The organism is Aeromicrobium sp. (assembly GCF_047606445.1).
In the GTDB taxonomy this organism is placed as follows: Bacteria; Actinomycetota; Actinomycetes; order Propionibacteriales; family Nocardioidaceae; genus Aeromicrobium.
Genome location: NZ_JASGEK010000006.1, coordinates 1 through 23,857, shown reverse-complemented (window position 1 = coordinate 23,857; position 23,857 = coordinate 1). Strand labels below are relative to the sequence as shown.

Below are 23,857 nucleotides of genomic sequence, written 5' to 3'. Positions count from 1 at the left end.
GCCTGGCAGCACTAGGGTGACGCCCATGTCCGACGACACCACGAGCACGGTCCACGAGGTGCTGCACGCCGCCGTCACCTCCTTCGGCGGCGTCGAGCGGCCTGGTCAGGTCCGCATGGCCGAGGCGGTCGCCGAGGCGATGTCCGGTGGTCGGCACCTGTTGGTGCAGGCCGGCACGGGAACCGGCAAGTCGCTCGGCTATCTCGTGCCGAGCTTGCTGCACGGGGAGCGGGTGGTCATCGCGACGGCCACGCTCGGCTTGCAGCACCAGCTGGTCCAACGTGACATCCCGGCCCTGTTGGAGGGGGCGAGGGAGGCGCTCGACTCCACGCCGAGCCACGCGGTCCTGAAAGGCCGGTCCAACTACGCCTGTCTGCACCGGGTGCGCATGGGTGTCCCCGACGACCAAGGCACGCTCGTCGACCTGCCCGAGGGCACGCTCGGCGCCGAGGTGGTGGCGCTGCGCGACTGGGCCGAGGAGCAGGCGTCCGACAGCGGCCCGGGCGACCGGGAGTCCGCGCCCTCGCACACCGACCGCGCGTGGCGTCAGGTCAGCGTCGGGTCGCGCGAGTGTCTGGGCGCCTCGCGCTGCGGCTTCGCGACGGAATGCTTCGCCGAACGGGCCAAGGCGGCCGCGCACGGCGTGCAGATCGTCGTCACCAACCACTCGCTGCTCGCCATCGACGCGATGGAGGACGTCGCCGCGCTCCCCGAGCACGACGTCGTGGTCGTCGACGAGGCGCACGAGCTGGCCGCCCGGGTCACCCAGGCCGCGACGGTCGAACTCGACGCGGTCGTCATCGAGCGGGCCGCTAAACGCGCCGGCTCCCATGTCAAAGACGGTCGCAGCGCCGACGATCTCGCCGACTCCTCCGACGCGCTGGCCGACATCCTCACCCGTACCCCGCCGGGACGGATCGACCAACCGACCGACGAACTGCTCGACGTGCTCGGCCTCGTCCGCGACTCCGCCCGCGCCTGCCTGTCCGACTTCGAGCCGGAGAAGCAGGGCGCCGAGCCCGACGCGGGACGTCAGCAGGCGCGCAGCATGGTCGAGGAGGTGCGGAGCGTCGCCGAGCAGATGGCGGCGACCAGCCAGTACGACGTGCTGTGGGCCTCCGAGGGGCGCTCTGGCCCCCGTCTGCACCGCGCGCCGATCGACGTCGCGGGCAAGCTCGCCGCCACCCTCTTCGCCGAGCGCACCGTGGTGCTGACCAGCGCCACCCTCAATCTAGGAGGCCGCTTCGACGCCGTCGCCCGGTCGGTCGGGCTCGATCCGGCCGGCGACGACTGGACCGGCCTCGACGTCGGATCGCCCTTCGACTACGGCAGGCAGGGCATGCTCTACGTGGCCCGGCATCTGCCGCCGCCGGGCCGCGACGGAGCCGGCGACCGAGTCTTCGACGAGCTGGCGCAGCTCGTGGAGGCGGCCGGCGGACGCACCCTCGGCCTGTTCTCCAGCCGACGCGCCGCCGAGGCCGCGGCCGAGGCGGTGCGCGAGCGCCTGCCCGACCACACGATCTGGTGTCAGGGCGACGCGCAGTTGAGCGACCTCACCGAGCGTTTCGTGGCCGACGAGCGGTCCAGCCTGTTCGGCACGCTCAGCCTCTGGCAGGGGCTCGACGTGCCCGGTCCCACCTGCCAACTGGTCGTCATCGACCGCATCCCCTTCCCGCGCCCGGACGACCCGCTGATGAGCGCCCGGCAGAAACTCGTCCAGGAGCGCGGCGGCAACGGCTTCATGAGCGTCGCGGCCACCCACGCCGCCCTGCTCCTGGCCCAGGGCGCGGGGCGGCTCATCCGGCGCGCCGACGACCGGGGCGTGGTGGCCGTGCTCGACTCGCGGCTGGCCACCGCACGCTACGGCGGCTTCCTCGCCTCGTCGATGCCGCCCATGTGGCGCACGGTCGAGACGCCGAAAGTGCTCGCGGCGCTGCGTCGCCTCGACCAGGCGGCGGTCTAGACTCAGGCCCCGTGAGCATCGTGATCACCGGCGGCGCCGGCTACATCGGGTCCCATATCGTCCGTGCGTTCGGCCAGGCCGGTCTGGAGTGCGTCGTCGTCGACGACCTCTCCAGCGGCCACCGCGAGTTCGTCCCCGCCGAGGCGCCGTTCGTGGAGGCCTCCATCCTCGACACGGCGCGCCTGGAGCAGACGATGGCCGAGCACGACGTGCAGGCCGTCGTCCACCTGGCCGGCTTCAAGTACGCGGGCGTCTCGGTCGAGCGGCCCATGCACACCTACGAGCAGAACGTGCAGGGCACGGCGAGCCTGCTGACCGCGATGGAGCGCAGCGGCGTCGACGCCATCGTCTTCTCCTCCAGCGCCGCCACCTACGGCACCCCCGACGTCGACCTCGTCACGGAGGACACGCCTACGGTGCCGGAGTCGCCCTACGGCGAGAGCAAGCTCATCGGCGAGTGGCTGATGCGCGACGCCGAGCGCGCGTGGGGAACGCGGCACACCTCGCTGCGCTACTTCAACGTCGTCGGCTCGGCGACGCCCGAGCTCTACGACACCAGCCCGCACAACCTCTTCCCGCTGGTCGTCAAGGCGCTGCGCGAAGGGCGTGTTCCGCGGATCAACGGCGACGACTACCCGACGCCCGACGGCACCTGCGTGCGTGACTACATCCACGTCGCCGACCTCGCCGAGGCGCACCTCGTGGCCGCGCGAGCGCTGCTGGAGGGCCGCGACCTCGAACGTGTGTACAACCTCGGCTGCGGCGACGGCGTCTCGGTGCGGCAGATCATGGACGCCGCCGCCGAGGTCTCCGGGATCGACTTCACCCCGGAGATCGGCCCCCGGCGACCGGGCGACCCGGCGCGCATCGTCGCCTCCGGCGAGCGCGCCGCCCGCGACCTCGACTGGCAGGTCCGCTACTCGGTGCCGGAGATGTTCGAGAGCGCCTGGAAGGCCGGGCCGCAGGACGCCTGAGCACGGTCTCAGACCTTGCGGAGCACTGCGGTGACCTTGCCCAGGATCGTGGCGTGCGTCCCGTCGATGGGGGAGTAGTCGTCGTTGGCGGGCATCAGCCAGGTCTGCCCGTTCGACCGCCGCAGGGTCTTGACGGTGGCCTCGCCCTCGATCATGGCCGCCACGATCTCGCCGTTCTCGGCGACCGGCTGCTGCCGGATGACCACGAAGTCGCCGTCGCAGATGGCGGCGTCGATCATCGATTCGCCGCGCACCTGGAGCAGGAACAGCGTGCCGTCGCCGACGATGGAGGCGGGCAGCGGGAAGACCTCCTCGACGCGCTCCTCGGCGAGAATCGGGCCGCCGGCCGCGATCTGGCCGACCATGGGCACATAGGCGGCCTGCGGCATGACGTCGCCGGAGCCGGTCTCGTCGACGGCCGTCTCGTCCGCGGAGCCCACGGCGGGACGGGCGCCCTGGCCGCTGGGCAGGAAGATCTCCATGGCGCGCGGGCGGAAGGGGTCGCGGCGGATGAAGCCCATCTTCTCGAGCTGCTTGAGCTGGTAGGAGACCGACGAGGTGCTGTGCAGGCCGACCGCCGCGCCGACCTCGCGCATGCTGGGCGGGTAGCCGCGGCTGGCGACCTCGTCGCGCAGGAACTCCAGCACGCGGCGCTGGCGGACGGTCAGCCCGTCGGCGTCGGGCGGGCCGTCGGGCAGCTCTGAGACCGAGGAGGTGGGGGCGTCGATGGCGTCGTCAGTGCTCATGGGACCACCCTAGGACAGGGCGGCGCTCCTTCCAAACAATTGTTCGACTCACGGTGTGTCGGGGTCGGTCGGCCGGTCGCCGAGCCGCACCGCCTCGTAGGCCGCGCCGAAGAGCAGCGCGAAGAGCCCGGCCCACAGCCACAGCTGCAGCACGACGACCCCGGCGAGCGCGCCGTAGGTCTGGCCGTAGTTGCCGAACCGGCTGACGTAGAACGAGAAGCCGACCGAGATCAGCAGCCAGGCGACGCCCGCGCCGCCGATGCCGGGGGAGAGGAGTCGTGGCACGACATGCCCGGCCGCAGGGTCGGTGGACCAGTGGACCACGAGGCCGAAGCCGATGGCGATCGACAGCGCCAGCAGTGCGAAGCGGCCGAGGTCGAGGACGAAGCGCAGCCAGAGGGGGTCGATCCACCGGTCGATGACGACGGGCAGCACGGCCATGACGCTGATCGCGATGAGGAGGAAGAGCACCGCGCCGACGGTCAGCGCGAGGGCGATGGCGCGCTGCCGCACGAAACCGAGCGTGCGGGGGTTGCCGAGCATCGCGTTGACGGCGGTCATCAGATGGTCCATGCCGCCGCTGGCGCTGTAGAGGGCGAGCGTCACCGAGGCGGCGAAGCCGATGCTCAGGCTGCTGTGCGAGGTCGCCGCCAGCGTCTCCATCTGGCCGGTGACGACCGAGGCCGCGTCCTCGGGCAGGTATCTCGCCAGGCTCTCGGACTGTCGGGCGAGCGTCGCGGGGTCGATGAGGAGTCCGTAGACGAGGATTCCGGCGATCATCGACGGGAAGAGCGCGAGGAAGACGTAGAACGCCACCCCGGCCGCGAGCAGCGAGGCGTTGCGCTCGGAGGCGAGCTTCCAGGTGGTCCGCAGACGTGCCTTCAGGGCGTGCATGGACCGAGCCTAGCGGTCCTTCGCGCCGGGCGGGCGGACAATTTTGGATCATTTGTTCGATCCGGGCTTTCTTTTGTCGGCGGAGGGACGTATGGTCGTTCATGTGTTCGATCGAACGTTCGTTCGCCTCCTGCGGGGTGTGCGGCTGATCGGTCGGGCACGTCCACTTTTCCCTCGGGAGGCACCATGAGCATCGCCTATGAGCACCACGCCGGTCAGCGGCGTGTCCGATCCGCCCCTGTGCGCCTGACGCGGCGCGGGCGCGTGGCCGTGGTGGTCGTCGCGCTGCTGGTCGTCGGTGTCTGCATGATCGCCTTCGGCCCCGGCTCGGCGGCGACCGACGAGTCCGGCGAGCCGGTCGGCACGACCGTCATCACCGTGCAGCCGGGGCAGACCCTCTGGTCGATCGCGGGCGAGGCCCGTCCCGACGGCGACGTCCGCGACACGGTCGCCGACATCATCAAGCTCAACTCGCTGGTCAAGGGCGAGCCGTTGCGCATGGGCGAGCGGCTCGCGATCCCGCGTTACGCGGACTGAGCGCGGTCATGGGTCGGTCGAACGCCTGCGATCACGGGCATGGACACGCCGAGGGCGACCCGCGCTTGCGCCAGGTCGCGTCCACCCCGTACGGTGGGCACTACATCTGGGAGTCACACCCTTGTAGTTCTCCACATCTAGTTACACAGATGATGGCGAGTTACCCGCACCGCAACGTGGCTCATCCACAGGTCGTCCCCAGCGGGACAGACCGAGACTCATCGGGAGGAGGCGTCATGCACTGCCCTTTTTGCCGCCACGGCGACACGCGGGTCCTCGACAGCAGGGTCTGCGACGACGGCGCCTCGATCCGTCGGCGACGGGTCTGCTCATCATGCGAGAAGCGCTTCACCACCATCGAGCAGATGCAGTTGGTCGTCGTCAAGCGCTCCGGCGCCCGCGAGCCCTTCGCCCGCGACAAGGCCATCGCCGGCGTCCGCAAAGCCTGTAAGGGCCGCCCCGTCTCCGACGGCGACCTCGCCCGGCTCGGCCAGCAGGTCGAGGACTCGCTGCGGGCGGCCGGGCACGCCGAGATCCGGGCTCACGACGTCGGGCTCGCGGTCCTCGAGCCGCTCAAACGGCTCGACCGAGTCGCCTACCTGCGCTTCGCCAGCGTCTACAAGGCCTTCGACTCCGCCGACGACTTCGTCGCCGAGATCGCCAGCCTGACGGCCGAGGGCACGAGCGTCGGACTCACCTCCGCCACTTCATGACTTCCCCGCGACAGCCGCACATCCACCCTGACATTGAGGAGCACTCCATGACGGACACGGTCAGCGGACCCCTGGGTTCGCACCGCACGCACGATCAGCGATCTGGCCTGACGATCGAGCGCGTCCACACGACCGAGGGCGTGCATCCCTATGACGAGGTCGCCTGGGAGCGCCGCGACGTCGTGCAGACCAACTGGAAGACCGGCGAGAGCGTCTTCGAGCAGCGGGGCGTCGAGTTCCCCGACTTCTGGAGCGTCAACGCCTCCACCATCGTCACCACCAAGTACTTCCGCGGCGCGGTCGGCTCCGACCAGCGCGAGTCGAGCCTGCGCCAGCTGCTCGACCGGGTGGTGCTGACCTACGTCAAGGCGGGCAAGGAGCACGGCTACTTCGCCACCGACGCCGACGCCGAGGTCTTCGAGCACGAGCTGACCTACATGCTCCTGCACCAGATCTTCAGCTTCAACAGCCCGGTCTGGTTCAACGTCGGCACCTCCAGCCCGCAGCAGGTCAGCGCCTGCTTCATCTTGTCGGTCGACGACTCGATGGACTCGATCCTCAACTGGTACCGCGAGGAGGGCCTGATCTTCAAGGGCGGCTCCGGCGCCGGCCTCAACCTCTCGCGCATCCGCTCCTCCAAGGAGCTGCTGCGCTCCTCCGGCGGCACCGCCTCGGGCCCGGTCTCCTTCATGCGCGGCGCCGACGCCTCGGCCGGCACCATCAAGTCCGGCGGCGCCACGCGTCGCGCGGCCAAGATGGTCGTGCTCGACGTCGACCACCCCGACATCGTCGAGTTCGTCGAGACGAAGGAGCGCGAGGAGGAGAAGATCCGCGTGCTGCGCGACGCGGGCTTCGACATGGACCTCGGCGGGTCCGACATCACCAGCGTCCAGTACCAGAACGCCAATAACTCGGTCCGTGTCAACGACGAGTTCATGCGCGCCGTCGAGGACCAGACCTCCTTCGGTCTGCGCGCCCGCACCACGGGCGAGGTCATCGAGGAGATCGACGCCGTCGAGCTGTGGGACAAGATGGCCAGGGCCGCCTGGGCCTGCGCCGACCCGGGCATCCAGTACGACTCGACCATCAACGACTGGCACACCACGCCGGAGACCGGCCGCATCACCGCGTCCAACCCGTGCAGCGAGTACATGCACCTCGACAACTCCAGCTGCAACCTGGCCAGCCTCAACCTGCTGAAGTTCCTGGGCGAGGACGGCTACTTCGCGGTCGAGCGGTTCGTCAAGAGCGTCGAGCTGATCATCACCGCGATGGACATCAGCATCTGCTTCGCCGACTTCCCGACCGACCCGATCGGCGAGACGACACGGGCCTACCGTCAGCTCGGCATCGGCTACGCCAACCTCGGCGCGCTGCTGATGGCCTCCGGCCTGGCCTACGACTCCGACGGCGGCCGCGCCCTGGCGGCGTCGATCACCTCGCTGATGACCGGCGTGTCCTACCGTCGCAGCGCCGAACTCGCCGGCGTCGTCGGCGCCTACGACGGATACGCGCAGAACGCGGCCCCGCACACGCGGGTCATGCGCAAGCACCTGGCGGCCAACGACGACATCCGCACGCTGCACGCCATGGACATCATGGTCCACCGCGAGGCCACCCGCCAGTGGGCCGAGAACCTCAAGATCGGCGAGCGGAACGGCTGGCGCAACGCCCAGGCCTCGGTGCTGGCGCCCACCGGCACCATCGGCTTCATGATGGACTGCGACACCACCGGCATCGAGCCGGACTTCTCGCTGGTCAAGTTCAAGAAGCTGGTCGGCGGCGGCTCGATGCAGGTCGTCAACCAGACGGTCCCGGCAGCCCTCTCGCGTCTGGGCTACAGCGGCGAGACCGTCGAGGCGATCGTCGAGTACATCGCCGAGCACGGCCACGTGGTCGACGCGCCGGGCCTCAAGCCCGAGCACTACGAGGTCTTCGACTGCGCGGTGGGGGAGCGGGCCATCAAGCCGATGGGCCACGTCCGCATGATGGCCGCCTGCCAGCCCTTCCTGTCCGGCGCGATCTCCAAGACGGTCAACATGCCGGAGACCTCCACGGTCGAGGAGATCGCCGACGTCTACTTCCAGGGCTGGAAGCTCGGCTTGAAGGCGCTGGCGGTCTACCGCGACAACTGCAAGGTCGGCCAGCCGCTCAGCGACGCCAAGGCCAAGAAGAACGACGAGCCGGCCGCCGAGGCCGCGCCCGAGGTCAAGACGGTCGTGGTCGAGAAGCCGATCCGCCGCCGCCTGCCCAAGTCGCGCGCCGCGATCACCACGAGCTTCAGCGTCGGCGGGGCCGAGGGTTACATGACCTCCGGCGCGCACGACGACGGCGCGCTCGGGGAGATCTTCCTCAAGCTCGGCAAGCAGGGCTCGACGCTGGCCGGCGTCATGGACGCCTTCAGCATCGCGGTCTCGATCGGCCTGCAGTACGGCGTCCCGCTGGAGACCTTCGTCTCGAAGTTCACCAACCTCAAGTTCGAGCCGGCCGGTCTGACCGACGACTCCGACGTGCGTATGGCGCAGTCGATCATGGACTACGTCTTCCGCCGTCTGGCGTTGGACTACCTCGACTTCGACACCCGCTCGGCGCTGGGCATCTTCAGCGCCGCCGAGCGCCAGCGCTACCTCGACACCGGCTCGCACCAGCCGATCAGCGACGGCACCACCGCCGCGGAGCTGATCGGGACGCCGCCGACCGACAAGGGCGTCGCGGCGCCGCCCGCGGAGATCGCGGCGGCTCCGGCGCAGGCGCACACCTCGGCGGAGCTGCTGGAGGTCATCACCGGCTCGGAGGTCGACTCCCCGCTGTGCATGACCTGCGGCACCAAGATGCGTCCGGCCGGCTCCTGCCACGTGTGCGAGGGCTGCGGCTCGACCAGCGGCTGCAGCTGACCGCTGACGCGACGAAGGTGCCCCGGAACGGCGTTCCGGGGCGCCTTCGCCTGTCGGTCTCAGGCGGCGAGCACGTGCACGCGGTGTTCGACCAGCGCCTCGGCGAGCGCCTTCAGCACGCGCAAGTCGAAGCCCATGCCGAGGTGGGCGGCGTCGACGCGGACGTTGCGGGCGTCCGGTCCCTCGTCCTCGTCGCGGACCCGGCAGTCCCAGCCGGACAGCACGCCGTCCTTGGGGCTGTAGATGGCCGTGGTCGGCATGGGGAGGGGCTGCGCGTGCCGCTCGGCGCCCTCCGGGGTGAGGTCGTCGGCGGCCGACGGGTTGAGCAGTCGGTACCAGCGCACGATCCACTCCGTGCCCGCACGGCCCCGGATCGGCGTGCCCATCGTGACGACGTCGCGGACCAGCTCGGGCCGACGGCGTGCGGCCTCGCGGGCGAACACGCCGCCGAGGCTCCAGCCGACGAGCGTGATGGGGGCCTCGGCGGCGAGCTCCTCGATGAGCGCCTCCAGCTTCTTCTCGCCCTCGGGGCTGATGCCGAGGTTCCACCCGAGATTCCAGCCGGAGGTGCGGTAGCCCAGCGACTCGAGGAACCGGCGCATGGGGATCGTCGTGTGGTCGGTGGCGGTGAGGCCGGGCAGGACGAGCACGGTGTGGCCGTCGCCCCGGGGACTCTGACGCGCGAGTTCTCCGACGCCGATGGCGAGGCGGGCGAAGGTGAGGGGGAGTCCGGCGATCTCACAGGCCAGACCCACCGGCCCCGGACGCAGGGACGGGATCAGTTTCATAAAACCTCCACGGAGACGGCCAGCCCGCTGAGTCTAAACCGGGGCGGCCCTCTCCGTGGCGGTTTCTTGGACATCTGTCCAAAAAAGTTGGACCGCCCGGAGGAGGATGTGGCGTTCTTCCGCGGGCGGCGAGAGCAGCTTAGCCTGTCCTTAGTTTAATGTCCAGGCGGGGGGTCGTGTCGGACTGACAAGAGGCGGTTCTCGTGTGAGGCTGGTCGACGAGCAGGCGTAGGCTTGCGCCATGCCCCATGCGCTGATCGAAGTCCGACGCGAACGGTCCGTCGAGGAGGAGGTCGCGCTGATCGACGCGGTGCACGGCGCGTTGGTCGCGGCCTTCCGGATCCCGGCGAAGGACAAGCACGTGCGGCTGGTCGTGCATGCGCCGCACCGTATGGCCGCGCCGCCGGATCTGGATCAGCCGGACCTGCTCACGATGGTCTCCGTCGACTGCTTCGCCGGACGCTCGCCCGACGCCAAGCGCCGCCTGTACGCCGAGGTCGTCGAACGCCTCGAGCCGTTGGGCGTCCCACGCGACCACGTCTCCATCGTCGTCCGCGGCCTGCCCGCCGAGAACTGGGGCATCCGTGGCGGCCAGGCCGCCTGCGACGTCGACCTGGGCTTCCAGGTGGAGGTCTAGGTGGCCATACGCAGTACTTGACATAATGTGCATTATCGGGAATGTTGAAATGCGTGTGGAAGCTGCGGCTCACCGTCCGTAGTGGTAGCGGCAGGCGGCGATGAGTACCTCGGGGTCCGTCACCCGGTAGACCAGGCGGTGCTCTTCGGTGATCCGCCGGGACCAGTAACCCGCGAAGTCGTGCTTCAGCGGCTCCGGCTTGCCGACGCCCTCGTTGCCGTTGCGGACGATGTCGCGGATCAGCGTGTTGATCCGTTTGAGCGCTTTGCGGTCTTGTGACTGCCACCAGAGGTAGTCCTCCCAGGCGTTCTGGTCCCAGACGAGCCGCGTGCGCTCACTCATCGCTCAGCGCGTGTTCCTCACCCTGGCCCTGCTCCAGGCGCTCCATGGCGTCCAGGAGTCGGCGCGCGTTGGCGGGCGACCGCATCAGATAAGCGGTCTCGCGCAAGGACTCGAAATCATCGAGAGAGACGATGACCACCGGGTCGTGGCCGGCGCGGGTGATGACGATCTCCTCGCGGTCGTTGACCACTGAGTCGAGCACTTCGGCGTAGCGCGCCCGTGACTCGGTGTAGCTCATGGTCTTCATCAGTCCTCCTGTACGGACAACTGTACAGGTTGACGCAGGCTTAGGAACTCGAGCCCGCTGCGCCGAGGAAGACCTTCAGGGCCGAGACGAAGGCCTCGGGCTGTTCGGAGTGGACCCAGTGGCCGGCGTCTTTGATGGTGACGAGGCGGGTGCGGGGGAACAGGGCGCGCATGACCGGCTCGTCCTCCTCCTCGACGTAGTCCGACTTCTCCCCCGCGATCCACAGGACGGGATGGTCGAAGACGGCGTCGATCTCGGGGAAGTCGCCGATGACGTCGAGGTCGCGGCGCAGCACGTCGAGGTTGGCCTGCCAGGCGTAGCCGCCGTCGTCGGTGGCGCGCAGGTTCTGCAGGAGGAACTGGCGCACGGTGTCGCTGGGGATCGGGCCGCGCAGGGCCTCGTCGGCGTCGGAACGGCGTTCCAGCGTGGCGAGGTCGAGGGCGGCCAGGCTGCCGAGCAGGTGCGCGAACTCCCCCGCCCGCTCGCTGACGTTCGGCGAGATGTCGACGATCACCAGACGGTCGAGCAGATCCGGATGGCGCAGCGCCAGCGTCATCGCGACCTTGCCGCCCATCGAGTGCCCGACGAGATGCACCGGCCCCTCGGCGGCGAAGCCGACGCGCAGATGGTCGGCGATCGTGTCGGCGAAGACGACGTAGTCGACGCGGTCGGTCCAGGCCGACTTGCCGTGGTCGGGCAGATCGACCAGCAGCGAGCAGAACTCCGGCTGCAGTGCTTTCGCTGCCTGCGTGAAGTTCTTGCCCTGCCCCATCAGCCCGTGCAGGAACACGACGCGCGCGCCGCTCTCCCCCACCTGCGTGGTGTGGATCGTCGGTGTGCTCACGGCGTGAGCCTAGTGGGCCGACGAGGCGTGCGGGATGGAGGCAGGGAGGCGTGCTGGGTTACTCGACTACCTCCCAGGACCACTCGACGCCCGCGGCAGCCCCGGGATTGCCGATCGTGACCACCACCTCAGCGACAGGATCGCCTGCCATTGAACGGAGGCTGCAGAGCATTTGCTCGCCCACGATCGTCCTGATGCGATCTGGACACTCCGCCTCGACGGGCTCGCCGAGTTGTTCAACGGCGTCGCGGGTCGCGTGTGGCCAGTATGGCCGTCACGGTCCAGCCGATCACGCTCGTGAGCGACTCGATGATGTGCCGCAGTGCGAGATATCCGAACGCCCGACTCCAACCAGGGGCTATGGCCGTGTCCGAGTCAAGAAGGCGATAGCCCGCTACGCGGTGTCCGACCGTGCCCCCACCGCGGGCGAGGAGCGCCCATTGGATGACAGCCAGTCCGATGCCGAGCGCGACGGCGAGAGCTAGCAGGACAAAGAACGCAGTGGTGTGGGAATTCTCGGTGTTGCCGACGGCCACGATGGAAAGCCCGATCGCGGCGAACGCGGGCAGAGCTGAGACACAGGTCAGCGAGACATCGACGATATAACCAGAAATGCGGCGCCCGACCGTCGCATGGAGGGTCACAGAAGTTCCTTTCCCTGGCTGGGCGACAGCTCGTCGTAGATCGACGCGACGGTGACGTCCGTGCCGTAGGTGAGCAGCTTCATGTCCGAGGCGCGGCCGGTGAGCACAGCCGACGGGGCGAGTTGGACGGCGACGGCCGCGACCATGGCGTCGATGGTCATGTCGCGGTGGTCGAGGCCGGCCCGCTTGACACGGGCGTTGAGGTTCGCCGACAGGGCCATGGCGTGGGCGTCGACCTGGACCACAGGGATCTTGCCCAGCACGGTCCAGATCTCCGAGTCGCCCTTGCCGCCCATCACCTGGGCGAGCACGACCGTCGGCACGACGACCCGGTGGTCACCCGCCCGCGCGGCCAGCAGCCGTTCGGCCATGCCGCGGCGACGTTGGACGATGGCCCACAGCGCCTCGGCGTCGAGCACCAGCACCCGCGGCGAGGCGGTGTGGCGCCACACCTCGGCGTGATTCGCGATCGTCGTCTCCTCGACCGGACCCGTCGCGGCGGCGAGTTCCACGATCACCTCGGCGAGGCCGTCGCGCTCCAACTGGCGGCGCAACTCCCACGGCGAGTGGGCGGACACCTGGCCGCCACGGAGGGCGACCTCTGCTGCGCGGCGCTCGTCGGGCATAGCCGCGAGACTACCAACGTCGGCCGCGGTCAGTCGGCAGGCGCGAGGTGGGCGAGGGTGAGCCGGGTCAGTTCCTCCACGAACTCGCCTCGTCCGACGTCGGGCTCCTCCAACACGTACTGGACGCTCAAGAACTCCACCATGCGCACCAGCAGCCACGCCGAGGTCGCGGGGCGCACCCGCCGCGTCGGCCGCGCGACGGTCAGATAGGCGGTGACCAACTCTCCGACTCGCCGCTCCATCGCCTCGATATGCGGGGCGACGCGAGCCCGGGGCAGTTCGCGGGCCATCAGCCGGACGTACTCGCGGTGCTCGCCGAGCAGGTCGAGCAGGCTCTCGTAGGAGGCTCGGATCAACTCCTCGGGTGGCAGGTCGAGCCGGTCGGTCACCACGGCGGCCAACTCCTCGGCGATCTCGGCCGAGTACCGCTCGACCACGGCCTGCAGCACCGCCTCCTTGTTCGGAAAGTACTGATAGAGCGATCCGGGGCTGATCCCGGCGGCCTCGGCCACCCGGTTGGTGGTGGCCCGCTCATACCCCTGCTCGATCAGCACCCGTCGTCCGGCCGCGACGATGCGCTCGACCATGGCCCGCGAGCGCTGCTGCTGGGGGGTCTTGCGCAGGCCGGGCGGCGAATGGTCCATATCGCGAATTGTATGCGAGTAAAAGCTCGTGTCAGTCTGAGGCCATGACCACCGACACCGTCGTCACCGCTCCCCCGACCCGATTCCGCGCCGCCGAGCAGCGCGGCGCGCGCATCGGGCGGCTCGTCCGTTTGGCCGGAGGCGTGAAGGAGGTCGACGAGGACCTGATGGCGACCATCGGCGAGCGCTTCTGGGCGGTCGACGAAGTGGGAGCCGCCGTCGCGCGCGCGATGCGCGCCGGTGACGACCGGGTGCGCATGGACCAGATCCATCGCGCGCTCGCCGAGGGGATCGACGCCGTGCCGGACGCCCCGTCGGCGCTCCGGGACTTCTTCGCGCACGTCGAGGCCACCCCGGAATGGGTCGACATGGACCTCGTCAACCAGGGAGCCCAGGTGTTCCGTCGCTTCGGCCGCAACGCCAGCGACGTCCTGCTGCAACTGTCGCTCATCGGCGGCTACCGTTTCGGCGGGCCGACCGACCTGCTCGTGGCCACCGGGGGTCTCACCGGCGACATGACGCGCCGGCGCCTCGCCGAGACCCAGCAGTGGACCATCGCCGTCACCCGTCACGACGCGTTGCGGCCGGGCGGCCTCGGCTGGCGGCTGACCGTGCACGTCCGGCTCATGCACGCGCTCGTCAACCATCGTTTCGACCACCATCCCGACTGGGACCGCGAACGGTGGGGACGGCCGATCAACCAGAGCGACCAGGCCGCGACCATCGGCCTGTTCGCCTCGGTCGTGCTGCTGGCGGTCCGGGCGCTCGGCGTGCGGGTGACCCGTGAGGACTCCCGCGCCGTCATGCACCTGTGGAAGTACGTCGGCTGGCTGATGGGCGTCGACGACGACTGGCTGACCGACTCCGAGCGCGAGCAGCACCGGTTGAACTACCACATCCTGCGGGCCCAGGACGATGTGACGGAGGCGGGCGCGCTGCTGTCGCAGTCGATCGTCGAGGCGCAGTCCGAGTTGTCCTTCGGGCGGTTCGCCGCCTTCCACCGCTGGTACGCGCCGCGACGGCTGTTGAGCATGCTGACCGCCTTCATCGGCCGCTCCGGCATGCGCGACCTCGGCCTGCCCGCCCGCGTCCCGTGGGCGACGGTCCTGCTGATCCCGGCGAACCTCTGGCGCTACCAGGTGCTCGGGCGCACCGCGTGGGGGCGAGGGCGGATCGACCGGTGGTCGGCCGCGCACGTCGAGGAGGTCACCCGCCGCTACTTCGGCGCCGACGCCCCGGACGTCGGACGGTTGAACGCTTGACGAGAATGGATCAGTGCGCATCACCCGTTTCGGACACGCCGCCGTCCTCGTCGAGGCGGTCGGCCGTCGCGTCCTGATCGACCCCGGCGCGTTCAGCGATGCCTCCGTCTTCGGGCTGACCGGGCTCGACGCGATCATCGTCACCCATCAGCACGCCGACCACCTCGACGTCACCCGGGCGCCGGAACTCGTCGCGGCCAACCCGGACGCCGTGCTGTTGGCCGACCCGATGACGGCCGAGCAGTTGGGCGGGCCGTGGCGCGCCCACTGCGACGGCGAGACGACCCGGCTCGGCGGACTCACCCTGACGGGCGTCGGCGTTCAGCACGCGGAGATCCTGCCGACGATCCCCCGCGTCGCCAATGTCGGCGTGCTGCTCACGGCCGAGGGCGAGCCGACCTTGTTCCACCCCGGCGACAGCTACGAGTCGGCACCCGAGGGGGTCGACGTGCTCGCGCTCCCGCTCAGCGCCCCCTGGACGAAGGCCAGCGAGACGGTCGCCTTCGCCCAGCACGTCGCGCCCCGCACAGCCTTCCCGATCCACGATATGACGATCTCCGACCTCGCCTACGACATCTACTGGGGTCATCTCGCCAACCACGGCGGCGTCCCCGATCTGCGCCGCCTCGGCCAGACGGAGGCCACGGAGGTCGCCCGCTGATGTCGGCGGTGTGGACACGGCCGATGGCGGCCGTGCCGTTCATGATGCTGGGCGGGGCGCTCGTCGCGGTCCAGTCGCGGATCAACGGCGCGCTCGCCGAACAGGTGGGCGAGGGGCTGCGGGCGAGCGCGCTCACCGCCGTCGTCAGCTTCGGCAGCGGACTGGCGATCATCACGGCCGTCGTGGTCGCGCTGCCCGCCGGACGCCGCTCGATGCGCCGCATATTCGACGCGCGCTCGGTCAAACGGCTGCGGTGGTACGAGATGCTCGGAGGCCTGTGCGGGGCGTTCTTCGTGGCGAGCCAGGGCCTCGCCGTCGGGACCATCGGCGTCGGGCTGTTCATCGTCGCCTTCACCGCCGGCCAGTCGCTCGGCTCGCTGGCCGTCGACCACTGGGGCCTTGGTCCAGGCGGGCGGCGACCTGCCTCCGTGGGCCGGGCGGTCGCGGCGAGTTTCGCCATCGCGGCGGTGCTCGTCAAGGCCGTCGACCAGATCGACGCCGGGGCGACCTGGCTGACCGCCGGGCTGGCGGCGCTCGCGCTGGTCGCGGGGGTGACACAGGCCGTCCAGCAGGCGGTCAACGGTCGGGTGTCGGCGGTCGCGGGGCCGCTCGGCACCACCTGGAACAACTTCGCAGTCGGCACGGCGGCGCTGCTGGTCCTGCTCGCGGCGTCGTTCCTCACAGGCGGACGGATCGACGGCCTGCCGACGGAGCCCTGGTACTACGCGGGCGGCCTCGTCGGCATCGGGTTCATCGTCGTCGCGGCGGTCGCGGTCCATCGGCACGGCGTGCTGGTGCTGGGCCTGTGCATGATCGCGGGCCAGGTCGTCGCCGCCGAGCTGCTGGACCTGTTCGACCCGACGCAGAAGGTCGGCCTGCTGGGCGTGGTCGGGGGCGTGGTCGCGGTCGCCGGTGTCGTGCTCGCGTTTGCTTTATCTCATATGCGAGATACGCTGAACGGGTGACTGACGATTACTTGATCCGTATCGGCTCGATGATCCGCGACGCCCGCGTGCGCGCCGATCAGACCCAGGCGCAGCTCGCCGAGTCCCTCGGCACCAGCCAGAGCGCGGTCAACCGGATCGAGAAGGGGCAGCAGAACCTGACCCTCGAGATGCTCGCCCGCATCGGCGGCGCGCTCGACTCCGGCCTGGTCAACGTCGGCTCGTCCGGCCCCAGCCACCTGCGCGTCGAGGGGGGGCGCCAGCTGACGGGCTCCATCGACGTCAAGTCGAGCAAGAACGCCGGGGTCGCGCTGCTGTGCGCATGCCTGCTCAACGAGGGCACCACGGTGCTGCGCAAGGTCGCGCGCATCGAGGAGGTCAACCGCCTGTTGGAGGTGCTGGGCTCGATCGGCGTGCGCACCCGCTGGCTCAACGACGACAACGACCTCGAGCTGGTGGTCCCCGCGACGCTCAAACTCGACGCGATGGACGCCGCCGCCGCGCGCCGCACCCGCAGCATCATCATGTTCCTCGGTCCGCTGATGCACCGCGAGTCGTCCTTCGAGCTGCCGTACGCCGGCGGCTGCGACCTCGGCACCCGCACGGTCGAGCCGCATATGACCGCGCTCAAGCACTTCGGCCTCAAGGTCGTCGCCACCGAGGGCAGCTATCACGCCACGGCAGAGCCGACGCCCCCTTCGCGGGCGATCGTGCTGACCGAGCGCGGCGACACGGTCACCGAGAACGCGCTGCTGGCCGCCGCGCGCGTCGACGGCGTCACGGTCATCCGCAACGCCAGCCCGAACTACATGGTCCAGGACCTCTGCTTCTTCCTCGAGAAGCTGGGTGTGACCATCGAGGGCATCGGCACCACCACGCTGACCGTCACCGGCAAGCCGCACATCAAGTGCGACGTCGACTACGCGCCGAGCGAGGACCCCATCGAGGCGATGAGCCTCATCGCGGCGGCCATCGTCACGCAGTCGAGCATCACGGTGCGGCGGGTGCCGATCGAGTTCATGGAGATCGAGCTCGCGGTCTTGGAGGACATGGGCTTCGCCTACGACGAGAGCCCGGAGTACCTGGCGGAGAACGGCCACACCCGCCTGGTCGACATCACCACGCACCCGTCGCCTCTCAAGGCGCCCATCGACAAGATCCACCCCCTCCCCTTCCCCGGCCTCAACATCGACAACCTGCCCTTCTTCTCGGTCATCGCAGCCACCGCGACGGGGCAGACGACGCTGCACGACTGGGTCTACGAGAACCGGGCGATCTACCTGACCGAGTTGAACAAGCTCGGCGCGAAGGTCACGCTGCTCGACCCGCACCGCGTGCTGGTGGAGGGTCCCACGCACTGGAGCGGCACCGAGATCGTCTGCCCGCCCGCGCTGCGCCCCGCCGTCGTCATCCTGCTCGCCATGCTGGCCGCCAAGGGCACGTCGGTGCTGCGCAACGTCTACGTGATCAACCGCGGCTACGAGGACCTCGCCGAGCGCCTCAACGCCCTCGGCGCGAGCATCGAGACGTTCCGCGACATCTGAGCCCCGGTCTCCGATAGCCTCGCGGTGTGACGCTGGCCATTGCCCACCGCGGGGGAGCCCTGACGGGCGACAACGTGGGCATCGAGAACTCCTTGGAGGCGTTCGCGCACGCGGCCTCCCTCGGCTATCGGCGTCTGGAGACCGACGTCCACTGCTCGCGCGACGGCGTCGCCTTCGCCTGCCACGACGCCGACCTGAGCCGGCTCGTCGGCACGCCCGCGAAGGTCGCCGACCTGACCGCCGCCGAGATCGACGGGCTGCGGCTCGGCGGCCGCGCCCGCCTCCCCCGCCTCGACGAGCTGCTCGACTCCCACCCCGACGCGTGGTTCAGCATCGACGTGAAGGCCGACGACGCGGTGGAGGAGACCTGCCGGGTGGTCGAGGCGGTGAACGCCGTCGAACGGGTCTGTCTCGGCAGTTTCGAGCACCGACGCGTCCGACGGATCCGTCGCCGTCTCCCCCGGGTCGCGACCTCCGCCTCGCGCGTCGAGGTCGTGCGGGCGCTGGTGACACCGCGCTGGCTGCGCCGCCCCGCCTACCGATGGCTGAGCGTGCCCGCGTCGCACAACGGACTCCCGATCGTCACCCGACGTTTCATCGACGCCGCCCGTCACGCGGGCACGGGTGTGCTGGTCTGGACCATCGACGATCCGGCGGAGATGACCCGGCTGCTCGACCTCGGCGTCGACGGGATCTTCACCGATCGCACCGACCTGCTGCGCGACGTCCTGATCGCGCGAGGGGAATGGGAGACGCCATGAGCCACACCGCCGACGTCACGGGCGCCGCCGCGACCCGCAGGCGCATGATGGCGTGGAGCCTATGGGACTGGGGCTCGGCCGCGTTCAACGCGGTCATCGTCACCTTCGTCTTCTCGGTCTACCTCGTCGACGGCGTCGGCGACGACCTCGACGGCCCGATCTCGGCGAGCAGTTGGCTCGCCTGGGCGACCGCCGCCGGCGCCTTCGTGATCGCGGCGCTCGCCCCCGTCACCGGACGGCAGGCCGACGCGGGCGGCCGCCGCAAACGCTCCCTCGCTTCGCTGACCGGCGCGGTGGTGCTGGTCACCGCGCTCATGTTCTTCGTCAAGGACGACGCCTCCTACCTGTGGCTCGGCCTGCTGCTGTTGGTGCTCGGCGACATCCTCTTCGAACTCGCGCAGGTGCCCTACTTCGCGATGCTGCGCCAGGTGTCCACCCCCGCCAACGTCGGACGGGTCTCGGCCTTCGGCTGGGCGCTCGGCTACCTCGGCGGCATCGTCTTGCTGCTCGTCTGCTTCTTCGGCCTCATCACCGGCGACGGCGGCCTGCTCGGCCTCAGCACCGACGAGGGGCTCAACATCCGGCTCGTCGCGGTGCTGGCGGCGCTCTGGTTCGCGGTGTTCGCGGCGCCGGTGTTCCTGCTCGTGCCCGAGCTGCCCGCCGACGCGAGTCCCGCGCCCAAGACCGGCCTCCTCGACGCCTACCGCGGCGTGTTCGCCGACCTGAAGCGCATGTGGTCCGAGGACCGCGTCGTGGTCAAGTTCCTCCTCGCCAGCGCGATCTTCCGCGACGGGCTCGCGGGAGTGTTCGCCTTCGGCGCGATCCTCGCCGTCACCACCTACGACTTCGCCGACGACAGCGTCATCGTCTTCGGCATCGTGGCGAACGTCTTCGCGGCTGCCGGGGCGCTGATCGCCGGACGTTTCGACGACCGCTACGGCCCGCGGATCGTCATCGTCGTCTCGCTCGGCTGCATGCTCGGCGCGGGCGCGGTGCTGTTGTTCGTCAGCGGCTCGGGCATGTTCTGGATCTTCGGACTGATCCTGTGCCTGTTCGTCGGACCCGCCCAGTCGGCCGCGCGCACCTACCTCGTCCGGCTGACCCGCCCCGGCATGGAAGGCCAGAACTTCGGCTTCTACGCGATGACCGGCCGCGCGGCGTCCTTCCTGTCGCCGTTGCTGTTCGGCCTGTTCGTCTTCCTCGGCGGCTCCGACCGGTGGGGCATTCTCGGCATCATGATCGTGCTGGCCGCCGGCCTGTTCCTCCTGTTGCGCGTCCCGGCGCAGATCGCCGACCGGGCGGCGGAATAGGCGCCGTCGAAGACGGGCAGCGCTCAGGGGAATCTCACGCGCATGCCGTACGTTGAGCCTGAAGACGACAGGAGAGGAGGGCCGACATGGCTGAGAGAGCTTTGCGTGGAGCCCGACTGGGGGGCCAGAGCTTCGAGGACGAGCGGGGCGTCGAGATGGCGCCGCGGCAGGAGGTCGAGTACGTCCTGCCGAACGGCAGCACCTTCACGGTGACGATGGCCGAGGAGGCCGAGGTCCCGTTGGAATGGGAAGACCCCAAGACCGGCGTCATGGGCCGTCTGGTCGACGGCGCCGAGCCGGAGGCCAAGGCCGAGAAGCCCGTCCGCACCCATTGGGACATGCTCTTGGAGCGTCGTTCGACCGAGGAGCTCGAGGAGATCCTGACCGAGCGTCTGGAGATGCTGCGCGCCGGTGAGATCGGCCCGCCGCACCTGCACCGCCGCAACCGTCGCCGCGCGGCCGCCAAGACCAGCTAACCCTTCCGAGACAGCGCCTCACGCAGCCGCGTGAGGCGCTGTGCCATGCCCCAGCCGGTCACCTTCCAGAGGGCCTCGCGGACGATCGCGCCGCTCATCTTGGAACGTCCCGCAGCCCGCTCGACGAAGGTGATCGGCACCTCGGCCACGCTCATGCCCGCGCCGAGCACCCGGCGCGTCATGTCGATCTGGAAGCAGTAGCCCTGCGAGGAGACGTCGGCCAGCGGCAGACGTTCGAGGGTGGTGCGGCGGAAGGCGCGAAAGCCCGCCGTGGCGTCGTTGACCGAGATGAGCAGCGCGCGCTGGGCGTACCAGGTGCCGGCCCGTGAGATCCATCGTCGGTACCAGGGCCAGTTCTCCACCGCTCCCCCGGGCACCCAGCGCGAGCCGATGACGAGGTCGGCCTCGGGCGACTTCTCCAGCAGATGCGGGAGGTCTTGCGGACGGTGCGAGCCGTCGGCGTCCATCTCCACGATCACCTCGTAGTCGCGGTCCAGCGCCCAGGCGAACCCGGCGCGATAGGCGACGCCGAGACCCTGTTTGCCGGGTCGGCGCAGCACGTGGACGCGGTCGTCGCCGGCGGCGATCTTCTCGGCGATCTCGCCGGTGCCGTCGGGCGAGTTGTCGTCGACGACCAGCACGTCGGCCTGTGGCACGTGCACGGCGAGCGAGTCGAGCAGGCGCGGCAGCGACTCGGCCTCCTGATAGGTCGGCACGACGATGACGACGTTCATTCCATCCCCTCCCCGTGACGACGGGCGAAGCCCGCGCACCAGGCGAGCAGTCCGGCCGCCACCACCAGCCAACCGAGCGGTCTCCCGACTCGGGCCGCCGGGGTTCTCCCTTCCGCCAGCGGCACTTCGACCCCTATCGTCGCAGGTCGTCGCATCGGCGCGCGCTCGACCACCTGTCCGTCGGCGTCGATGGCCCCGGAGATGCCGTTCGTGGAGGGCACCAGCACCCAGCGTCCGGTCTCGACGGCGCGCAGCCGGGAGATCTCCCATTGCTGTTCCGGCTGTGCGGTGCCGGTGAACGCGGCGTTGCTGGTCTGGACGACGAGCACCTCGGCGTCGTCGCCGATCGCGTCGGCGGCCACGCTGTCGTAGGCGATGTCGTAACAGATCGTGTCGCCGATCCGGACGCCGCCGATGGTGAGCCCGCCGGGCTCGTCGCCGGGCAGCATGTCGCGCGGGATGTCGCGGTCGACGCGCGGCACGAAGGAGCCGGCGACGTCGCGGAAGGGCACGTACTCGCCGTACGGGACGGGCTTGCGTTTGACGTAGGACTCCCCCGGCCCGTCCTCGGTCCACACGACGCCGGCGTTGTAGACGGTGCCGAGCTCGGGTCCTGGGAGCATGCCGCCGACGAGGATCGGCGCGCCGAGGTCGGCGACCAGCTCGTCGAGGCGTTCGCTCTCGCTCGGCGTGCGCGTCGGGTCGGTGTCGGAGGAGTTCTCCGGCCACAGCACCACGTCGGGCACGGGGCTGTCGCCGCCGGCGATCCGGTCGACGAGGCGTTGGGTCTCGGCCGCGTGGAGTTTGAAGATCTCGCCGCGGGGCCAGGAGAGGAACTCACCGGGCACGTCGCCCTGGATCACCGCGAAGCGGGCGGTGTCGTGTTGACCGGCCACGCCGGTGGGCAGGACCGCGCCGAGCAGCACCGCCGCCACGATGGCGGAGGCCGCGAGGAGCCGGTGGCGCGCGCTCGCGTCGGCGACGACCAGCAGCGCCGTCGCGAGGCAGGCCATGAGGAAGGAGGTCGCGGGCATGCCGATCAGCCGCACCCACGACTCCAGCGGCGTGTCGAGCGAGGTGTGGACGAGGCGGCCCCATGGGAAACCGGTGAAGGGGAAGGCGCCGCGCCACTGCTCCCCCAGCACCCAGACCGCCGGCAGGGCGAGCGGCCACGCGCGCAACCCGGCGGCCAGGCGCAGACCGAGCGCGATGACGCCGAGGAACACGCCCTCGGCGATCACCAGACCGACGTAGGCGCCCTCGCTGACGGCCCGCATCCACCAGATCAGCGGTCCGAAGAAGGCCACGCCCCAGGCGGCGCCGACGCCGAAGACCTCCCACCAGCGGAGGTCGGCGAGCTGGCGGAAGAGGGCGAACAGGACGACCAGGCTGAGGACCATCAGGTAGGGCACGTCGAGCGGATCGAAGGCGGCTGAGGCGATCAGGCCGGAGCTGGCGGCGAGCAGCGCCGCGGGAGCGAACCGCACTGGTCAGTCGAGCACGACGAGCTGGCGCTCGGTCGAGTTCAGCACCTCGAGGCCGTCGGCGGTGCAGATCGCGATGTCCTCGATGCGTGCGCCGTAACGGCCGGGCAGGTAGAAGCCGGGCTCGATGGAGAAGGCCATGCCCGGTTCGAGGACGAGGTCGTTGCCCTCGACGATGTAGGGCTCCTCGTGGGTCTCCACGCCGATGCCGTGGCCGGTGCGGTGGATGAAGAGGTCGCCGAGGCCCGCCTCGGCGAGGATCGTGCGGCCGACTCGGTCGACGGACTCGGCGGTGACGCCGGGGCGGGCGTGGGCGCGCTGGACGGCCTGGGCCACCAGCAGGACGGCGTAGGCGTCGAGGTAGCCGTCGGGCGCCTGTCCCCCGGCGAGGTAGTTGCGGGTGGAGTCCGAGCAGTAGCCGACGGGGGTGGTGCCGCCGATGTCGACCACGACCGGGTCGCCGACCTCGATGACGCGGTCGGAGATCTCATGGTGCGGGGAGGCTCCGTTGGGACCGCTGCCGACGATGACGAAGTCGACGTGCTCGTGGCCCTCGTCGAGGATGGCGCGGGCGATGTCGGCTCCGACCTCGCGTTCGGTGCGGCCGGGGCGCAGCCATTCGGCCATGCGGGCGTGCACGCGGTCGATGGCGGCGGACGCCTCGCGGAGCGCTTCGATCTCGGCGGCGTCCTTGCGGGCGCGCAGGTGGCTGAGCACGGGTCCGGCGAGCGTTTGCTCGGTGGCGGGCAGGGCGTCGCGCAGGGCGAGCACCCGGGAGGCCCACATCTGGTCGTCGACGGCGATCCGTCGGGGGCTGCCGAGGCGGCTGGCGAGCAGGGCGAAGGGGTCGTCGGTCTCGTTCCAGCCGACGATCTCGACGTCGACCCCCGCCGACTCGGCCGCGCTGACCTCCAGGTTCGGCGCGACGAGGAAGGGCGCGCCGTCGGCCGGGACGACCAGGCAGGTCAACCGCTCCAACGGCTTGGCCGCGTACCCGGTCAGATACCGCAGATCGGCCCCCGGCGTCACCAGAAGAGCGTCGATCTCTGACTCCTTGGCCAGGGCTTGCGCCCGCTCCCACCGCTGCATGGGTCGAGCCTAGTTGGCCGCTCCTGGTGGGTGGCTGAGGGTGGGGGTGGCGTGGGTGATGGTGAGGGGGGTGGGTGTTCCGGGGATGGTGATGGGGGT

General features: G+C 70.2%; 25 protein-coding genes. 13 read left to right on the top strand and 12 right to left on the bottom strand.

Annotation, left to right across the window (positions count from 1 at the left end; all coding sequences use genetic code 11):
- The first annotated feature begins 25 nt into the window (after positions 1-25).
- Both QM621_RS01610 and galE read left to right on the top strand, forming a co-directional pair.
- Positions 26-1,963 carry an ATP-dependent DNA helicase gene (locus tag QM621_RS01610; protein ID WP_414988602.1) on the top strand — a complete coding sequence of 646 codons (1,938 nt, stop codon included), beginning with the start codon at positions 26-28 and terminating at the stop codon, positions 1,961-1,963.
- A gap of 11 nt (positions 1,964-1,974) precedes the next feature.
- Positions 1,975-2,937 (top strand): UDP-glucose 4-epimerase GalE, encoded by a 963-nt coding sequence (galE, locus tag QM621_RS01605; RefSeq protein ID WP_414988601.1) that lies wholly within the window; start codon positions 1,975-1,977, stop codon positions 2,935-2,937.
- Positions 2,938-2,945: 8 nt separating this feature from the next.
- Here the strand turns inward: galE and lexA are convergent, their stop codons facing one another.
- Entirely contained in the window at positions 2,946-3,683 is a 738-nt protein-coding gene (gene lexA, locus QM621_RS01600; RefSeq protein ID WP_414988600.1) for a transcriptional repressor LexA, read from the bottom strand.
- Between the two features lie 48 nt (positions 3,684-3,731).
- Positions 3,732-4,577, bottom strand: a complete 846-nt coding sequence (locus QM621_RS01595; protein WP_414988599.1) for a YihY/virulence factor BrkB family protein — start codon at positions 4,575-4,577, stop codon at positions 3,732-3,734.
- A gap of 186 nt (positions 4,578-4,763) precedes the next feature.
- Here QM621_RS01595 and QM621_RS01590 point away from each other — a divergent pair, with 186 nt between their 5' ends.
- From QM621_RS01590 to QM621_RS01580, 3 genes are all read left to right on the top strand, one after another.
- On the top strand, positions 4,764-5,114 hold the full coding sequence (locus tag QM621_RS01590; RefSeq protein WP_414988598.1) for a LysM peptidoglycan-binding domain-containing protein: 351 nt from the start codon (positions 4,764-4,766) through the stop codon (positions 5,112-5,114).
- 236 nt (positions 5,115-5,350) lie between these two features.
- Positions 5,351-5,827, top strand: a complete 477-nt coding sequence (gene nrdR / locus QM621_RS01585) for a transcriptional regulator NrdR (RefSeq protein ID WP_414988597.1) — start codon at positions 5,351-5,353, stop codon at positions 5,825-5,827.
- Positions 5,828-5,874: 47 nt separating this feature from the next.
- Complete coding sequence (locus tag QM621_RS01580; protein ID WP_414988596.1) at positions 5,875-8,721, top strand: vitamin B12-dependent ribonucleotide reductase; 2,847 nt, start codon at positions 5,875-5,877, stop codon at positions 8,719-8,721.
- Between the two features lie 59 nt (positions 8,722-8,780).
- Here QM621_RS01580 and QM621_RS01575 read toward each other — a convergent pair whose 3' ends face one another.
- Positions 8,781-9,509, bottom strand: coding sequence for a hypothetical protein (locus QM621_RS01575; protein WP_414988595.1), 729 nt, complete (start codon positions 9,507-9,509; stop codon positions 8,781-8,783).
- A 241-nt stretch (positions 9,510-9,750) separates the two neighbouring features.
- Here QM621_RS01575 and QM621_RS01570 point away from each other — a divergent pair, with 241 nt between their 5' ends.
- Positions 9,751-10,146, top strand: a complete 396-nt coding sequence (locus QM621_RS01570) for a tautomerase family protein (protein WP_414988594.1) — start codon at positions 9,751-9,753, stop codon at positions 10,144-10,146.
- A 69-nt stretch (positions 10,147-10,215) separates the two neighbouring features.
- Here the strand turns inward: QM621_RS01570 and QM621_RS01565 are convergent, their stop codons facing one another.
- From QM621_RS01565 to QM621_RS01540, 6 genes are all read right to left on the bottom strand, one after another.
- Positions 10,216-10,488 (bottom strand): Txe/YoeB family addiction module toxin, encoded by a 273-nt coding sequence (locus QM621_RS01565; protein ID WP_414988593.1) that lies wholly within the window; start codon positions 10,486-10,488, stop codon positions 10,216-10,218.
- Positions 10,481-10,735, bottom strand: coding sequence for a type II toxin-antitoxin system Phd/YefM family antitoxin (locus tag QM621_RS01560; protein ID WP_414988592.1), 255 nt, complete (start codon positions 10,733-10,735; stop codon positions 10,481-10,483). Before QM621_RS01560 ends, QM621_RS01565 begins: the two co-directional genes overlap by 8 nt.
- Before the next feature lie 40 nt (positions 10,736-10,775).
- Positions 10,776-11,579 carry an alpha/beta fold hydrolase gene (locus tag QM621_RS01555; RefSeq protein ID WP_414988591.1) on the bottom strand — a complete coding sequence of 268 codons (804 nt, stop codon included), beginning with the start codon at positions 11,577-11,579 and terminating at the stop codon, positions 10,776-10,778.
- Between the two features lie 236 nt (positions 11,580-11,815).
- Positions 11,816-12,223 carry an RDD family protein gene (locus QM621_RS01550; protein ID WP_414988590.1) on the bottom strand — a complete coding sequence of 136 codons (408 nt, stop codon included), beginning with the start codon at positions 12,221-12,223 and terminating at the stop codon, positions 11,816-11,818.
- Positions 12,220-12,849 carry a PIN domain-containing protein gene (locus tag QM621_RS01545; protein WP_414988589.1) on the bottom strand — a complete coding sequence of 210 codons (630 nt, stop codon included), beginning with the start codon at positions 12,847-12,849 and terminating at the stop codon, positions 12,220-12,222. Before QM621_RS01545 ends, QM621_RS01550 begins: the two co-directional genes overlap by 4 nt.
- 29 nt (positions 12,850-12,878) lie before the next feature.
- The gene (locus tag QM621_RS01540; protein ID WP_414988588.1) at positions 12,879-13,493 is read right to left on the bottom strand and encodes a TetR/AcrR family transcriptional regulator; all 615 of its coding nucleotides are present in this window, start codon (positions 13,491-13,493) and stop codon (positions 12,879-12,881) included.
- Positions 13,494-13,537: 44 nt separating this feature from the next.
- Between QM621_RS01540 and QM621_RS01535 the strand changes: the two genes are divergently transcribed.
- The 7 genes from QM621_RS01535 to QM621_RS01505 all read left to right on the top strand — a co-directional run bounded on the left by QM621_RS01535 (position 13,538) and on the right by QM621_RS01505 (position 20,451).
- A complete protein-coding gene (locus QM621_RS01535) occupies positions 13,538-14,755 on the top strand; it encodes an oxygenase MpaB family protein (RefSeq protein WP_414988587.1) in 1,218 nt (405 codons plus the stop codon).
- A 13-nt stretch (positions 14,756-14,768) separates the two neighbouring features.
- A complete protein-coding gene (locus QM621_RS01530; RefSeq protein WP_414988586.1) occupies positions 14,769-15,416 on the top strand; it encodes an MBL fold metallo-hydrolase in 648 nt (215 codons plus the stop codon).
- Positions 15,417-15,439: 23 nt separating this feature from the next.
- The gene (locus QM621_RS01525; RefSeq protein WP_414988585.1) at positions 15,440-16,381 is read left to right on the top strand and encodes a DMT family transporter; all 942 of its coding nucleotides are present in this window, start codon (positions 15,440-15,442) and stop codon (positions 16,379-16,381) included.
- A gap of 29 nt (positions 16,382-16,410) precedes the next feature.
- Positions 16,411-17,904 carry a UDP-N-acetylglucosamine 1-carboxyvinyltransferase gene (locus QM621_RS01520; protein WP_414988649.1) on the top strand — a complete coding sequence of 498 codons (1,494 nt, stop codon included), beginning with the start codon at positions 16,411-16,413 and terminating at the stop codon, positions 17,902-17,904.
- 26 nt (positions 17,905-17,930) lie between these two features.
- Positions 17,931-18,665 carry a glycerophosphodiester phosphodiesterase family protein gene (locus QM621_RS01515; protein ID WP_414988584.1) on the top strand — a complete coding sequence of 245 codons (735 nt, stop codon included), beginning with the start codon at positions 17,931-17,933 and terminating at the stop codon, positions 18,663-18,665.
- Positions 18,662-19,975, top strand: coding sequence for an MFS transporter (locus tag QM621_RS01510; RefSeq protein ID WP_414988583.1), 1,314 nt, complete (start codon positions 18,662-18,664; stop codon positions 19,973-19,975). The genes QM621_RS01515 and QM621_RS01510 overlap by 4 nt, the downstream gene beginning before the upstream one ends.
- An 86-nt stretch (positions 19,976-20,061) precedes the next feature.
- On the top strand, positions 20,062-20,451 hold the full coding sequence (locus QM621_RS01505; protein WP_414988582.1) for an RNA polymerase-binding protein RbpA: 390 nt from the start codon (positions 20,062-20,064) through the stop codon (positions 20,449-20,451).
- Here QM621_RS01505 and QM621_RS01500 read toward each other — a convergent pair.
- The 3 genes from QM621_RS01500 to QM621_RS01490 are packed head-to-tail and all read right to left on the bottom strand — an operon-like array spanning position 20,448 to position 23,758.
- Positions 20,448-21,185, bottom strand: coding sequence for a polyprenol monophosphomannose synthase (locus tag QM621_RS01500; RefSeq protein ID WP_414988581.1), 738 nt, complete (start codon positions 21,183-21,185; stop codon positions 20,448-20,450). The genes QM621_RS01505 and QM621_RS01500 overlap by 4 nt on opposite strands.
- Complete coding sequence (lnt, locus tag QM621_RS01495) at positions 21,182-22,672, bottom strand: apolipoprotein N-acyltransferase (protein WP_414988580.1); 1,491 nt, start codon at positions 22,670-22,672, stop codon at positions 21,182-21,184. The genes QM621_RS01500 and lnt overlap by 4 nt, the downstream gene beginning before the upstream one ends.
- A gap of 3 nt (positions 22,673-22,675) precedes the next feature.
- Positions 22,676-23,758 (bottom strand): M24 family metallopeptidase, encoded by a 1,083-nt coding sequence (locus QM621_RS01490; RefSeq protein ID WP_414988579.1) that lies wholly within the window; start codon positions 23,756-23,758, stop codon positions 22,676-22,678.
- Positions 23,759-23,857: the final 99 nt, after the last annotated feature.